Origin of the sequence: Cognatishimia sp. (assembly GCF_964229375.1) — a bacterium.
GTDB lineage: Bacteria > Pseudomonadota > Alphaproteobacteria > Rhodobacterales > Rhodobacteraceae > Cognatishimia.
In genome coordinates, this window is record NZ_CAXREH010000127.1 from 1 (window position 1) to 13,753 (window position 13,753).

Below are 13,753 nucleotides of genomic sequence, written 5' to 3' on the forward strand. Positions count from 1 at the left end.
TTGATTGCCAGCTGTGCTGCGGCCAATCTCGCGACGGGCACACGGAAAGGTGAACACGACACATAGTTCATGCCAACCCGCCGACAGAATGCAATCGACTCAGGGCTGCCGCCATGTTCCCCGCAAACCGACAGGACAAGATCCGGGCGCTCGCGGCGTCCACGTTCGGCCCCAAGCTGAACCAACTCTCCAACGCCATCGGTGTCCAAGGTGTGGAACGGATCCTCGGCATAGACGCCCTGTTGCACATAGGCCGACATAAACCGCCCCGCATCGTCACGTGACAGCCCGTAGGTCATCTGCGTTAAGTCATTGGTCCCAAAGCTAAAGAAGTCGCAATTTGGCGCGATCTCCTCGGCACGCAGAGCCGCACGCGGGGTTTCAACCATCACGCCCAACTTGAACTCAAACGCCTCGCTGAGCTCGGTGCGCACAGCGGCGGCAACCGCATCGATCCGCGTTTTGACCAGCTCGACCTCACGCTTGGCACTGACCAACGGGATCATGATTTCCGGCACAACCGCATCGCCGTCTTTTGAGGCCTCTATCGTGGCTTCAAAAATGGCGCGGGCCTGCATTTCATAGATCTCAGGCACCGCAATCCCAAGGCGCACGCCCCGCATACCCAGCATCGGGTTATATTCGGAGAGGGCTTCGACTCGCCGCTCGACTGTGGACAAGGGCAAGTTCAAAGCCTCGGCCAAATCGCGCATCCCGGTGCGATCACTGGGCAGGAATTCGTGCAAGGGAGGGTCAAATAGGCGGATACACACCGGACGGCCCTGCATGATCTGGAACAGATCGACAAAGTCCTCACGTTGGATCGGCAACAGGCGTTCCAGCGCGGCTTTGCGATCATCGCTTTCGTCCGCAAAGATCATCTCGCGCATTGCGGTCAGACGGTCTTCTTCAAAGAACATGTGCTCGGTCCGGCAGAGGCCAATCCCCTGCGCCTGAAAGTTACGGGCGGTCAAAGCATCTGCAGGCGTATCAGCATTGGCGCGCACGTCGATATCGCGATTTTCATCCGCCCATGACATCAACTTTTGAAAGCTTTCGTCCAAAGTGGCTTCCAGCATCGGCGGCTGGCCTGACAAAACCTGACCGTTAGAGCCGTCGATCGTCAGAATATCGCCTTCGCCAAAAACGCGCCCATCCGGGGCCATCAACTGTTTACGGCGGGTCTGAAACCGGATTTCGCTGGCACCCACCACGCAAGGCAGACCCATCCCGCGACCAATCACGGCCGCATGGCTGGTGATACCGCCGCGCTCTGTCAGAACCGCGACCGCTGCGTGCATGCCGCGAATATCTTCGGGGTTGGTTTCGCGCCGCACCAGAATAGAGGCCTCGCCCCGCGCGGCAGCGGCCTGCGCTTCGGCGGCGGAAAACACGATCTTGCCGGTCGCGGCTCCGGGACTGGCGGCAACCCCGCTGCCAACCACATCGCGATCCGCATCTGGATCGACCTGCCGGTGCAGCAATTCATTGAGGGCACGCGGCTCAACCCGCATAAGCGCCTCTTGTTGCGGGATAATTCCGTCCTCTGCCAGCGCAACGGCGATCCGCACAGACGCTCGGGCAGAACGTTGTACACGCACACCATCCAGAATGTGCACGCCGCCGTTTTCCAGCGTGAACTCTACCTGCATCTCTTCGCGCAGGCGGTGACGCATGGCCTCGGCAAATTCAATCAGCTGCGCAAAGGCTTCGGGCGCTTGATCCTCAAGAGAGGGACCGCGTTCGTCTTTTTCCAGAAACAGCGATTTATCTCCGGCCCGCAACGCATCACGCCCCTGAGATTGCGACAGGTAGCGGCCTTTGATCATGGGCATGCCAGACACACTGTCCACCAGTTGCAAAACGCCGGACCCGCATTCGCCCTGCCCCAGGCCCAGCGCCATCGACTGCACCACAAGCCCCAGCCCAGCATCCGCCGGCGCGCCTTTGGCCATTCGCAACAATCGCGCTGACGTACCTTCCCAGGCACGCGCCATCGACCTTAGAACACCGCCAAGCTGTTCCTTCGGATCCTGCGGAAAACTCTCGTCGGCCTCATCTTCATAGGCATCCAAGGCCTCGGCGACGGCGTTGGCGTCACTTGGCGTGATGTCATCAAACATATCCGGGTCAAGTCGGGCGACATGCACGGAATAGGCCTGAATAAACCGGAAATACAGCTCGTCTGCAGCGGTACGCCCCAAAGTGTTGGACAAATAGGCATGGCGTTCCGCGTTCATGCCAATGTTCAGAACAGCCCCCGGCCCGCCCCAATCGGGATCCTGCGAACTTGGGCGCACACAAAGCAATTGCCCCGCCTCAAACGGAGAAATCAGCCGATCCAGATCAGGCATATCGCCCGCGGCAATATTGTGAACCGCCTCAAAGGACAGCGCCACCGTGGTTGGCACAGGCATGTCCATACGCACCAAACGCTGCAGACACTTGGCACGGCCGCCATGGGTGTCCGGCGACATCGGGGCGTCGGGCGTGATCAGCGTGATATAGGAACTATTATTCTGCACCGCGGCAATTCTCCTGCTGTCCGTGCAGCATAAGCATTGCACCTAGGCTGGCAAGGAAAAGCTTGAACGGCGTCAAAGCGCCCGCCCTTAACCACAACATTCGGGAAACCAATTAAAACAGGGCAATAGCCCTTTTGACAGCGCGACGGTCAGCCTTCGCTGCCAACCGGAGGAAGATTGTCCATCCAGTTAAAGTCGCGCACGTCAATGATGCCATAGGTAATGACCCAATAGAGGATCACCCACAGAACCGCCGCAATCGCGCTGGTGATCCAGGCTTTGATCTTGAGGTTATGCACCTCAGGCGCGCCCGCCTGCGTGCCAGGCACCACCTCTCCCAGATCGCCCTGCGTTTGCAAACGAAACGGGATGACGCACAGAAAGGTCATGAACCAAAGAACGGCATACAGAACAATGGCTGAGGTGATACTCATGAGGGGCTCTCCTAGATCCTAGTTCAAGCACATAGCACGCGCGCGGCGGACCGCAATGGTCAGACCTGCTCTAGTTCGACCAAACAGCCGTTAAAATCCTTGGGGTGCAGGAACAGAACCGGCTTGCCGTGAGCGCCAATCTTGGGCTCGCCCGATCCCAGCACCCGTGCGCCGGATGCCTGCAGCTGATCACGCGCGGCCAGAATATCTTCGACCTCATAGCAAATGTGATGAATGCCGCCGGCTGGGTTCTTTTCAAGGAAACCTGCAATCGGGCTGTTGTCACCCAAGGGGTAAAGCAATTCAATTTTCGTGTTTGGCAGCTCGATAAAAACCACGGTCACACCGTGATCCGGTTCGTCTTGCGGCGCGCCAACCTTTGCCCCCAAAGCAGAGCGATACTGCTCGGACGCGGCCTCCAGATCTGGGACGGCGATGGCGACGTGATTTAGGCGACCGATCATGTTGGACCTCTTTCTATCTGCGAGTTTGGCGGATTTATCTGGCATCGCTTGTGACAAAGCAACCGCTGTGCCGCCACGTTCCACGCGACGAATTGGCACGCGCAGACGTCTGTCGCGGCCTTAACCTGTCATTAGTCAAAACCTGTCTAGGCTTTGAACACTCAGAAAGGACTGCTCATGGACACCCTACCGCAATTCCCTCCTTTGATGGCGCCCACGGCGCAACGCCCGCTTTTGGGGCTGACCGTTTTGGTCGTGGAAGACAGCCGTTTCGCGTGCGAGGCGATGCGACTTTTGTGTTTGAAAAGTGGTGCACGAATCCGGCGGGCAGATTCCTTGGCAGCGGCGCGCAAACACCTGCGCACCTATCGGCCCACAATCATTATCATTGATCTGGGGCTGCCGGACGGCTCTGGTCTGGATCTGATCCGGGATCTGCGACGCTATGACCATGGTATTCAGGCCATTTTGGCAACCTCCGGCGACGATACGCTGGCACACGCAGCGCTTGGGGCCGGCGCTGACGGTTTTCTGACAAAGCCGATCATCTCGGTGACGGCCTTTCAGCAGGCCATTTTAAAACACCTTCCTTCCGAGAAGTTCCCCGTTCCGCTGCGCGAGGTCAGGCAAGACACGGTCAGCCCGGATGCGCTGGCCTATAATGACGATCTGCGCCGGGCGGCCGCCTGTTTGACGGCAAAAACCGAGGTCCGGCAACTGGATTATCTGGGTCGCTTTGTGTCAGGCATCGCGCGCAGTGCGGGCGACATCGATCTGCAGACCGCGGCCGAAACTCTGGTTGCAACCCAAAAGGCGCATAAACCCATCGACAAGATCGTGGCGCGCCTGTCCGGCCTGCTTAATCAGCGGCTGGCCAGCCACCAAAGGGTCTAGAGCAAGAGTTTCGGGCCATCGCCCATGTCCAAACCGCCAAACACATTGCTTTCCAAAGCGGACTTCGACATGCCAAAGGACTCGCGCATCGCCCAGGCGGCCCACGCGCGGATGTCTGTCGTCGGCATTACATCGCGGCGATCATACAGATCCGCCTCTTCAAGCCCGGGCCACGTGCCGTGGATTTGCCCACCGCGCACAGCGCCACCCGCCACAATCATAGTGCCGCCGGTGCCGTGATCCGTACCCTTGGTGCCATTCTCGCGCACGGTCCGGCCAAACTCTGTCATACACAGAACAGTCGTCTTGCCCCAAGTGACAGTCCCCAGCTTTTTGCGAAGCCGCAAGATCGACTCGGTCAGGTCTTTCAAGGGGCGATTAAGCGTCCGGTTTTGCGCGGCATGAGTATCCCACCCCCCGATCGAAAAGGACGCGATGCGTGTTTCGGCCTTCAGCCGCTCGGCCGCAAAGTCGACGATCTTAAGGTGCGTTTTCCCTTTGCGCGCGCGGGATACATCCTCGGCCATCGTGTTCATCATGTCTTCTTGGTCAACCATGCCACCGTTCAGATCCAGCGCTACCGCGTCTCCGTCCGAGCCCGCAAGATTGATCGCCTCAGTCATAGAGGCCGCCATATCTGGGTCTGACTTCATCACCAGATCCAAAAGACGGAGCCCCTGCGAACTCATGCCCAAATCCACATCCGGCGACCAATTGGACACCGGCGACTGACCCGTCAGGATCAACATATTCTCGCGCCCAAGCGCAAAAGCCGTGCGTGCCTGTGCACCCCCAAGATAGGGCAACATGCGGTTCAGCCATCCGTCTCGACGCCCTAGCGGGGCAAGATCAACGGTGCCCGCCTCAAGCAAATCCTGCCCGTCAAAGTGACTGCGCTTGTCGCGATACGGCGTCGAGGTCGCCTGAACAAACGACAGCTCGCCTCGGTCCCAAAGGGGCATCAAGGGTTTCAGGCCGGGGTGAATGCCAAAGAACTCCGTAAGATGCAGTTCGTTGTCATGCGACACAGCCAAATTGGGACGGTGCGCTGCAAGCTCTAGATCACCCCAGGGGCGCAACACGTCGATCCCATCCATACCGCCGCGCAGAATGATGACAACCAGACGATTTTCACCTGGCGCAGATGCCATGCTGACCGGCGTCAACAACGGGCTGGCGGCCAGCGAACAGCCAATGACTCCGGCAGAGCCAAGAAAACGTCGGCGCGAGATTTCTGATGTCATGTTTCCCCCTAAAATTTCTGAAAGGCAGGCGAGGCGAGCACCAAGGCGATGCCCTCCCAACGGTTTTCGGCAGCTGAGGCTGCAAAGGCGACCTCGGGCGGGGCATTCTGCCCCAGAGCAGTTTGTGCAAAGTCTTGCGGGTCTGGCAGCACCCGACGAAGCTCTTGTGGCGCGGACAAGGCCCAGGCCAGTCGCGCGGCCATGAACTGTGGTGTGATCCAGAAGGCGTTTTCCTCGGGCCAGCCATCAGGCCCGTTCGGCGCCTGCCAGCTTTGCCCCATGATCTGCATCGGCGTCACAATCAGGTTCAAAAGCTGTTTCTGATTGCTGCGCGCCAGAAGCGTGCCATCCACATCCAATGCACGCAGCGACGTCGCGATGAAATCAATCGGGCGTTTGATATTACGCATTTCAGGCAGCCAACTGGCCGGATGATTCAGCAGCGCGACGTAAACATTCAACAGATTACCACCGCTGTCGCGATAGGCCTCTGTCATCTTATCAATCAGGTCGGGATCCGGCACATCGGTGGTGAAATGCTGAGCTAGCTTGGTCGCGACATGGCGCGCGGTGGCAGGATGGCGCGCCAGATCGCGCAGCACCGCATGCACATCCTTAAGCTTGCCACTGCGCCCATAAGACTTGCCCAGAACGGTTTCGGTGCCGGGTTCGACATGGGCTGTTTTGAATTTGAACGCGCCCTGTTGATCCAAACTCAGACCTGCAAAGAGTTCGGCCAATTGGCGCACGTCGGCCTGCGTATAGGGGCCATCAACCCCCAACGTATGCAACTCCATCACTTCGCGGGCGAGGTTTTCGTTCAGACCCCGCTCGCGCCGTTTTCCCAGACGGCTGTTTGGGCCGACAGACTGTGCCTGATCCAGATAATGCAGCATCAAAGGGTGGGTCACCGCCGCGATCAACAGGTCTTCGAAACGGCCAGCGATATGAGGCCGGATGGCCTCTTCGATATAGGGCGAGGTCGCGAACCGCACGATGTTGCTTTTGCCGCGCGCGGTAAAATGATCGGCCCAGAAAAAGGCAAGCCGCTCGCGAAATCCGCTGTCAGTATGCGTGCGCCGCAAAACCGTGTCGCGGATCATAGAGGCATAGGCCTTGCGGGCGGCTGTATTGGCTTTCTTTTTGGCTTTGGTGGCCTGCGTGCGCGCATCGTCCGATTTGGCGCGGCGTTCATCGCGCCGGGCGGCTTGGAACGCAGTGATGCGATGGCGAAAGCTCTCAAACGGCTCGATTGGGAAACGCGTGGCGATGCGGTCCTGACCGACCAGCCCGTCCAGCAACGCCTCCACGCTCTGAGGGGCAGGCACGCGCGGCGAAAGCCCCGTTCCAAACCGAATTTCCGCAACCTCTGGATTGAACATCCGAACCTCCTGCGCGCATGCGTCGTAAATTCCTGTGTTCATAATACGGCGGAAATGGGCCGTTCCGTCGGCACCTGCGCGCTTTTTTGCCGCGAGCACGACCGCGCAAAACAAAAGGGCCCCGAAGGGCCCTGCATGTTTTGCGCTTTAGGTCGTTGTTATTCCTGTGGAATAATCCGCAGACCCAGCTCCATCAGCTGATCTGAGGACGGATCGCTTGGCGCGTTCATCATCAGATCTTCGGCACGCTGGTTCATCGGGAACAGCATGACTTCGCGGATGTTTTGCTGATCGGCCAGCAGCATGACGATGCGATCCACACCCGCCGCGCAGCCACCGTGTGGAGGGGCGCCGTATTGGAACGCTTTGTACAGCGCGCCAAACCGGGATTTCACTTCGGCTTCGTCATAACCCGCCAATTCAAACGCCTTCAGCATGATCTCTGGCTTGTGGTTCCGGATCGCACCAGACACCAGCTCATAGCCGTTACACGCGAGGTCATATTGATAGCCCAGAACGTCCAGCGGATTGCCGTTCAGCGCGTCCATACCGCCCTGAGGCATCGAGAACGGGTTGTGTTCAAAGTCGATCTTGCCGCTTTCTTCGTCCTGCTCATAGATCGGGAAATCTACGATCCAGGCGAACGCGAAACGGTCCTGTTCGGTCAGGCCAAGCTCTGCGCCGATCACGTCACGCGCTTTGCCGGCGACTTTCTCAAAGGCTTTCGGCTTGCCGCCAAGGAAGAAGGCCGCATCACCCACACCCAGACCCAGTTGCTCACGGATCGCTTCGGTCCGCTCTGGGCCGATGTTCTTGGCCAGAGGCCCTGCGGCTTCCATACCATCCGCACCCTCGCGCCAGAAGATATAGCCCATGCCTGGCAGGCCTTCGCCCTGCGCGAATTTGTTCATGCGGTCACAGAATTTGCGCGACCCACCGGTCGGCGCTGGGATCGCACGGATCTCGGTGCCCTCTTGTTCCAGAAGCTTGGCGAAAATCGCAAAACCAGAGCCTGCGAAATGCTCGGACACAACCTGCATTTTGATCGGGTTTCTGAGGTCAGGCTTGTCAGAGCCATACCAAAGCGCTGCGTCGCGATAGGAAATCTGTGGCCATTCGTTTGGTGCATCGACCTTGCGACCGCCGCCGAATTCCTCAAACACGCCCGCCAGAACTGGCGCGATGGTGTCAAAGACGTCCTGCTGCTCGACAAAGCTCATTTCAAGGTCAAGCTGATAGAAGTCGGTCGGAGAGCGATCTGCGCGCGGATCTTCGTCGCGGAAACACGGCGCGATCTGGAAATACTTGTCAAAGCCCGCAACCATCATCAGCTGTTTGAACTGTTGAGGAGCCTGCGGCAGCGCATAGAATTTGCCGGGGTGCAGACGGGACGGCACTAGGAAGTCGCGCGCGCCTTCGGGCGAAGATGCTGTGATAATCGGGGTCTGATATTCTTTGAACCCCTTGTCCCACATGCGTTTGCGCATCGAGGACACAACATCCGAACGCAAAGTCATGTTCTGCTGCATCTGCTCGCGGCGCAGGTCAAGGAAACGGTACTTCAGACGGGTTTCTTCAGGGTATTCCTGATCGCCAAAGACCATCAAAGGCAGCTCGTCAGACGCGCCCAGAACCTCCAGGTCGCGCACAAACACTTCGATCTCGCCGGTGGGCAGGTTCGGGTTCACAAGGCTGTCGTCGCGCTGAAGCACATTGCCGTCGATGCGGATACACCATTCCGAGCGAACTTTTTCCAGCTCGGAGAACACAGGGCTGTCGCCATCGGCAATCACCTGAGTGATCCCGTAGTGATCGCGCAGGTCGATAAACAAGACGCCGCCATGGTCACGAACGCGGTGAACCCAGCCTGCAAGGCGAACGGTATCGCCTACGTTGGATTTATTCAGATCTACGCAGGTATGGCTGCGGTAAGCGTGCATATCGATGCCTTTCCCTAGGGCTGCCCAAATAGCGCCCGAAATTCGTCTGGGGTGATACACAGTTTACGCGGCAGGAAGTCAAGCAAATGCTGACCAAATGGCCTGTTTTTACGCGTCATCGTCTTGCCTCTGACGTCGGGAAAACGCGCAATTTTCGAAAATCTTTACAAAACGGGTGGATTTTCGGCAAACTTTGGCGCGTGAGTTTCAGGTCCGCGGGCCTGCTTTAACAAGTAAACAAGGGGGCTTTCTTATGTGGGCGACCTTATTTTTACGAATGATGCGGAGGCTCATTCAACAAGGTGCACTCGAAATTACCATGCCCGACGGGCAGATCGAACGTATGGGCGACGACAGCCCGCCCGTGCGCATCACGCTCAGCGATCCTGACCTGCCGCGCAAGATCCTGTTCAATCCCGAGTTGGCCGTAGGCGAAGCCTATATGGACGAAACGCTGACGATTGCGCAGGACGACCTGTATGGGCTTTTGGCCTTGGGGGTTCGCAACTTCTCCGTAGGACAAGGCGCTGGGTTTGAAGCCTATCTCGCACCTTTGCGGCGGCGTATCGAGCAATTCAACCCAATGGGTCGCGCCAAGCGCAATGTCGCCCACCACTATGATCTCAGCGGGCAGCTTTATGATCTGTTTCTGGATGAGGACAAACAATACAGCTGCGCCTATTTCACTCAGCCCGACATGAGCCTTGAAGACGCGCAGATCGCCAAGAAAGCCCATATCGCCCGCAAACTTCTGATTAAGCCTGACATGCAGGTTCTGGACATCGGCTGCGGCTGGGGCGGGCTGGCCCTGACACTCGCACAGGATTTCGGCGCGCGCGTGACGGGTGTCACGCTGTCTGAAGAACAACATGCGGTGGCGACAGAGCGCGTGCGGCGCGCCGGACTGCAGGACCGGGTTCAGATCCTGCTGAAGGACTACCGGGCCGTGTCGCAACGGTTTGATCGGATCGTGTCGGTGGGCATGTTTGAGCATGTCGGCGTGCCGCATTATCGCGAATATTTCCGGCACGTGCACGACAAGCTAACAGACGACGGTATTGCCTTGATCCACACGATTGGCCGCGCCGCGCCACCCGGTCGTACCAGTCCGTGGATTTCCAAATACATCTTTCCGGGCGGCTATGTGCCCGCAATGTCTGAATGTCTGAAAGCGATTGAAAAAGAAGACCTCTGGCTCACCGATGTCGAAGTCTGGCGGCTGCATTACGCAGACACGCTGAAACACTGGCACGACCGTTTCATGGCGCGCATTGACGAGGCCAAAGCGATCTATGACGACAGGTTCTGCCGGATGTGGCGGTTTTATTTGATTGCCAGCGAGCTGACGTTCCGCCTGCACCGGCAATGCGTTTTCCAGTTCCAGATCGCGCGCCAGCAAACCAGCGTGCCCTTATCGCGGGACTATCTGTATCAGACGCAATCCGCGCGCCGAGACGCCGCGGAATAATCAGACCAGATCCACCGCGATCAAACCGCGCAGCGAATTGCCCATATGAACGGCCCGCGCTTGTCGCAGCATGTCGCGCGTCACCACGGCCTCGGCACAGCCCTGCTCCAGCATAATGCTGCGCTGGATGCCGGGCAAAAGCCCGCAAGTGACGGGGGGCGTTATCATCTGGCCATCGGCCAATGTGACGAACAGATTGGTGATCGTCCCTTCACAGACTTCGCCACGTTCGTTCAGCAGTATGGCTTCGTCGACCTCCTCGGGCATCGCCGCCCGGGCCTGATCGTAAAGATCGCGACGCGTGGTTTTGTGCTGCAAAAGCAGATCATCTGACGACAGGACTACATCGCTGACACCCACACGCCAGCGCGCAGGCGTTTGGCCCAGCGAGGCCGTGGTAAACTCGAACCCTTCGTCGCCCAGCGTCAAGCGGCACCGCAACGCGTGATCGCCGCTGGCTTGGATCACATAGAGCGCCCACAGATCCTCATAATCAAAGCCCAGCACCTCTGCCGAACGCGCCATGCGTTCCAGATGGCGATCCAGATGAATAAACCCCGCGTCGGGATCCCAACGAAAGGTCTCGATCAGTCGCGAGTCACGCGGAAGGCTGTTGCGTAGCGCGCTTTCCATAGGGCTTCCTCATATTCGGATGGGCCGGTGCTGTCCCAGACCACGCCGCCACCAACATTCAGCCGCGCCTCGCCATGTTCCACCATCAGCGTGCGGATCGCCACATTGAAATTGCTGCGACCATCCGGAGCAGCCCAGCCAATCCCGCCGCAATAGATCTCGCGCGGGGTGGGTTCCAGCTCGCGTATGATTTCCATCGCCCGCAGTTTTGGCGCGCCGGTGATGGACCCACAGGGGAAAAGCGCCCGAAAAATATCACCAAGGCCCGCATCAGGGCGCAGCTTGGCGCGCACCAGCGAAACCATCTGATGCACGGTGGCATAGCTTTCAATTTTGAACAGCTCTGGCACATGGACGGAACCGGTTTCCGCAACACGGCTGATGTCGTTGCGCAGAAGGTCAACGATCATCAAATTTTCAGCCCGGTTCTTTTCGTCGTTCTGCAACCACTCCACCCGCTGAGCATCCTCTGTGGGATCTTCCAGTCGCGGCTGCGTGCCTTTCATCGGACGGGTCTCGATGGTGCCATCGCTGAGCGTGCGATAAAACAGCTCGGGCGAGCGGCTTAGCAGATCTGGCGCATCGTCCTGCAGAACCAAAGCACCCTGCCCCACGGGTTGGCGTGCAGTCAGCGCCGCATAAAGCGCCTCGGGTGATCCTTCATAGACCGCTTCCATCGGGAAAGTCAGGTTGATCTGATAGGTGTCCCCAGCGCCAATATAGGCTTTGACCTTGTCAAAGGCCTCTTCGTAACGCGCCTGACTCCACAAGGGGCAAGGCTCGGTCAGCGCGGTCGACGCATGTTTCAACGGGCGCAGCGCCGGCGCGTCATAGACCCCAAACCGCAGCAAAGGCAGCCGACGCTCGGCGGGCATCAGGGGCAGCAAACGGTCCTCTAGGGCAAAGCCCAGCTCATATGTGCCATAGCCCGCCACCCAATTGCCATCGGCCTGAGCCGCCTCAATGTCATGAAACGCCGCTTTGACATCCTCGGGGGCCCACGCCTCGATCACACGGATCGGTGCCCCGAACCATGTCCCTGCGCCAAGTGGCCCCTGATCAAAGCGAATCTGCACTGTCAGCTCCTGAATGCATCTTGTGGGGCTTGGTATAGTGCCCTTTGCCTGTCTGAACAGGGTGAAATGCGGCTTTTCCCTGCGCAAATCGGCACAGATGATCTTTGCACCAAAACTCTCTATAAACCCCTTGCACCTTGCCTGCCGATCCTTATAAGGCAGGACAATTTGCGCGCTGCCGTGTGCGTTACCTGCCGCTCCGAACCCCGAGGTCTGCCATGCCCAAAAGAACCGACATCAAATCCATCATGATTATCGGGGCCGGCCCCATTGTGATCGGGCAAGCGTGCGAGTTTGACTATTCCGGTGCCCAGGCCTGTAAAGCGCTGCGCGAAGAAGGCTATCGCGTTATTCTGGTGAACTCGAACCCAGCAACCATCATGACAGACCCGGGTCTGGCCGATGCAACCTATATCGAGCCGATCACCCCAGAGGTCGTGGCCAAGATCATCGAAAAAGAACGCCCCGATGCGCTATTGCCAACCATGGGCGGGCAAACCGGTCTGAACACCTCGCTGGCACTCGAGGAAATGGGCGTTCTGGAAAAATTCGGCGTAGAAATGATCGGCGCGAAACGCGACGCCATTGAAATGGCCGAAGACCGCAAGTTGTTCCGCGAAGCAATGGACCGTCTGGGATTGGAAAATCCACGCGCAACCATTGTAACAGCACCCAAAAAAGACAGCGGCGAAGCGGACCTTGATGAAGGTGTGCGCATCGCTCTGGAAGAGCTCGAAGACATCGGCCTTCCAGCGATTATTCGTCCGGCCTTTACTTTGGGCGGTACAGGCGGCGGCGTGGCCTATAACCGCGAAGATTATATGCACTACTGCCGCACAGGTATGGATGCCTCGCCGGTAAACCAGATCCTCGTGGATGAAAGCCTGCTGGGCTGGAAAGAATACGAAATGGAAGTGGTGCGCGACACCGCTGACAACGCGATCATCGTCTGTTCCATCGAAAATGTGGACCCGATGGGCGTGCACACAGGGGATTCCATCACGGTCGCCCCTGCACTGACCCTGACGGACAAAGAATATCAAATCATGCGGAACGCCTCGATTGCAGTTCTGCGCGAAATCGGTGTGGAAACCGGTGGCTCGAACGTGCAATGGGCGGTCAATCCAGCGGACGGCCGCATGGTTGTGATCGAAATGAACCCGCGCGTCAGCCGCTCTTCGGCGCTGGCCTCTAAAGCCACAGGTTTCCCGATCGCCAAGATCGCCGCGAAACTGGCGGTTGGCTTTACGCTGGACGAGCTGGACAACGACATCACCAAAGTCACGCCTGCCTCGTTTGAGCCAAGCATCGACTATGTCGTCACTAAGATGCCGCGCTTTGCCTTTGAAAAATTCCCGGGCTCTGAGCCTTATCTGACGACAGCGATGAAATCCGTGGGCGAAGCCATGTCCATCGGCCGCACCATCCACGAGTCGATGCAAAAAGCACTCGCCTCGATGGAAACCGGGCTTACGGGCTTTGACGAAATTGAGATCGAAGGCGCGCCAGACAAAGCCGCCGTCATCAAAGCGATCAGCAAACAAACACCGGATCGGCTGCGCACCATCGCACAGGCGATGCGGGAAGGTCTGTCCAACGACGAGATCCACAACACCACGATGTTTGACCCGTGGTTCCTGGACCGTATCCGCGAGATCATCGACGCCGAAGAAGACGTCCGCAGCAACGGCCT

11 protein-coding genes are annotated in these 13,753 nt (G+C 58.4%); 3 read left to right on the forward strand and 8 right to left on the reverse strand.

The features are described 5' to 3' along the window. The 3 genes from ppdK to mce form a co-directional block, all read right to left on the reverse strand. Positions 1–2,477, reverse strand: a 2,477-nt coding sequence (gene ppdK, locus ACEQWH_RS09685) for a pyruvate, phosphate dikinase (protein WP_370230215.1), incomplete at its 3' end; no start/stop codon positions are given. 197 nt (positions 2,478–2,674) lie between these two features. Then, the gene (locus ACEQWH_RS09690; RefSeq protein ID WP_370230193.1) at positions 2,675–2,959 is read right to left on the reverse strand and encodes a DUF1467 family protein; all 285 of its coding nucleotides are present in this window, start codon (positions 2,957–2,959) and stop codon (positions 2,675–2,677) included. A gap of 59 nt (positions 2,960–3,018) precedes the next feature. Next, positions 3,019–3,423: a methylmalonyl-CoA epimerase gene (gene mce, locus ACEQWH_RS09695; protein WP_370230196.1), complete on the reverse strand. Its 405-nt coding sequence runs from the start codon at positions 3,421–3,423 to the stop codon at positions 3,019–3,021. Between the two features lie 177 nt (positions 3,424–3,600). Between mce and ACEQWH_RS09700 the strand changes: the two genes are divergently transcribed. Beyond that, positions 3,601–4,317: a response regulator gene (locus tag ACEQWH_RS09700; protein WP_370230198.1), complete on the forward strand. Its 717-nt coding sequence runs from the start codon at positions 3,601–3,603 to the stop codon at positions 4,315–4,317. Here ACEQWH_RS09700 and ACEQWH_RS09705 read toward each other — a convergent pair. From ACEQWH_RS09705 to aspS, 3 genes are all read right to left on the reverse strand, one after another. Further along, the gene (locus ACEQWH_RS09705; protein ID WP_370230201.1) at positions 4,314–5,561 is read right to left on the reverse strand and encodes a DUF1501 domain-containing protein; all 1,248 of its coding nucleotides are present in this window, start codon (positions 5,559–5,561) and stop codon (positions 4,314–4,316) included. The two genes, ACEQWH_RS09700 and ACEQWH_RS09705, sit on opposite strands and share 4 nt — an antisense overlap. 8 nt (positions 5,562–5,569) lie before the next feature. Continuing rightward, the gene (locus ACEQWH_RS09710; RefSeq protein ID WP_370230202.1) at positions 5,570–6,943 is read right to left on the reverse strand and encodes a DUF1800 family protein; all 1,374 of its coding nucleotides are present in this window, start codon (positions 6,941–6,943) and stop codon (positions 5,570–5,572) included. 158 nt (positions 6,944–7,101) lie between these two features. Continuing rightward, positions 7,102–8,883 (reverse strand): aspartate--tRNA ligase, encoded by a 1,782-nt coding sequence (aspS, locus tag ACEQWH_RS09715; RefSeq protein ID WP_370230204.1) that lies wholly within the window; start codon positions 8,881–8,883, stop codon positions 7,102–7,104. Positions 8,884–9,202: 319 nt separating this feature from the next. On the opposite strand from aspS, the gene ACEQWH_RS09720 reads away from it, so the two are divergent. Next, positions 9,203–10,351, forward strand: a complete 1,149-nt coding sequence (locus ACEQWH_RS09720) for a class I SAM-dependent methyltransferase (RefSeq protein ID WP_370230207.1) — start codon at positions 9,203–9,205, stop codon at positions 10,349–10,351. Here ACEQWH_RS09720 and ACEQWH_RS09725 read toward each other — a convergent pair whose 3' ends face one another. Continuing rightward, the gene (locus ACEQWH_RS09725) at positions 10,352–10,984 is read right to left on the reverse strand and encodes an aminotransferase class IV family protein (protein ID WP_370230209.1); all 633 of its coding nucleotides are present in this window, start codon (positions 10,982–10,984) and stop codon (positions 10,352–10,354) included. Beyond that, the gene (locus ACEQWH_RS09730) at positions 10,939–12,060 is read right to left on the reverse strand and encodes an aminodeoxychorismate synthase component I (RefSeq protein ID WP_370230211.1); all 1,122 of its coding nucleotides are present in this window, start codon (positions 12,058–12,060) and stop codon (positions 10,939–10,941) included. Before ACEQWH_RS09730 ends, ACEQWH_RS09725 begins: the two co-directional genes overlap by 46 nt. Before the next feature lie 218 nt (positions 12,061–12,278). Between ACEQWH_RS09730 and carB the strand changes: the two genes are divergently transcribed. Continuing rightward, positions 12,279–13,753: carbamoyl-phosphate synthase large subunit (gene carB, locus ACEQWH_RS09735; RefSeq protein ID WP_370230213.1), on the forward strand; the 1,475-nt coding region annotated here is incomplete at its 3' end.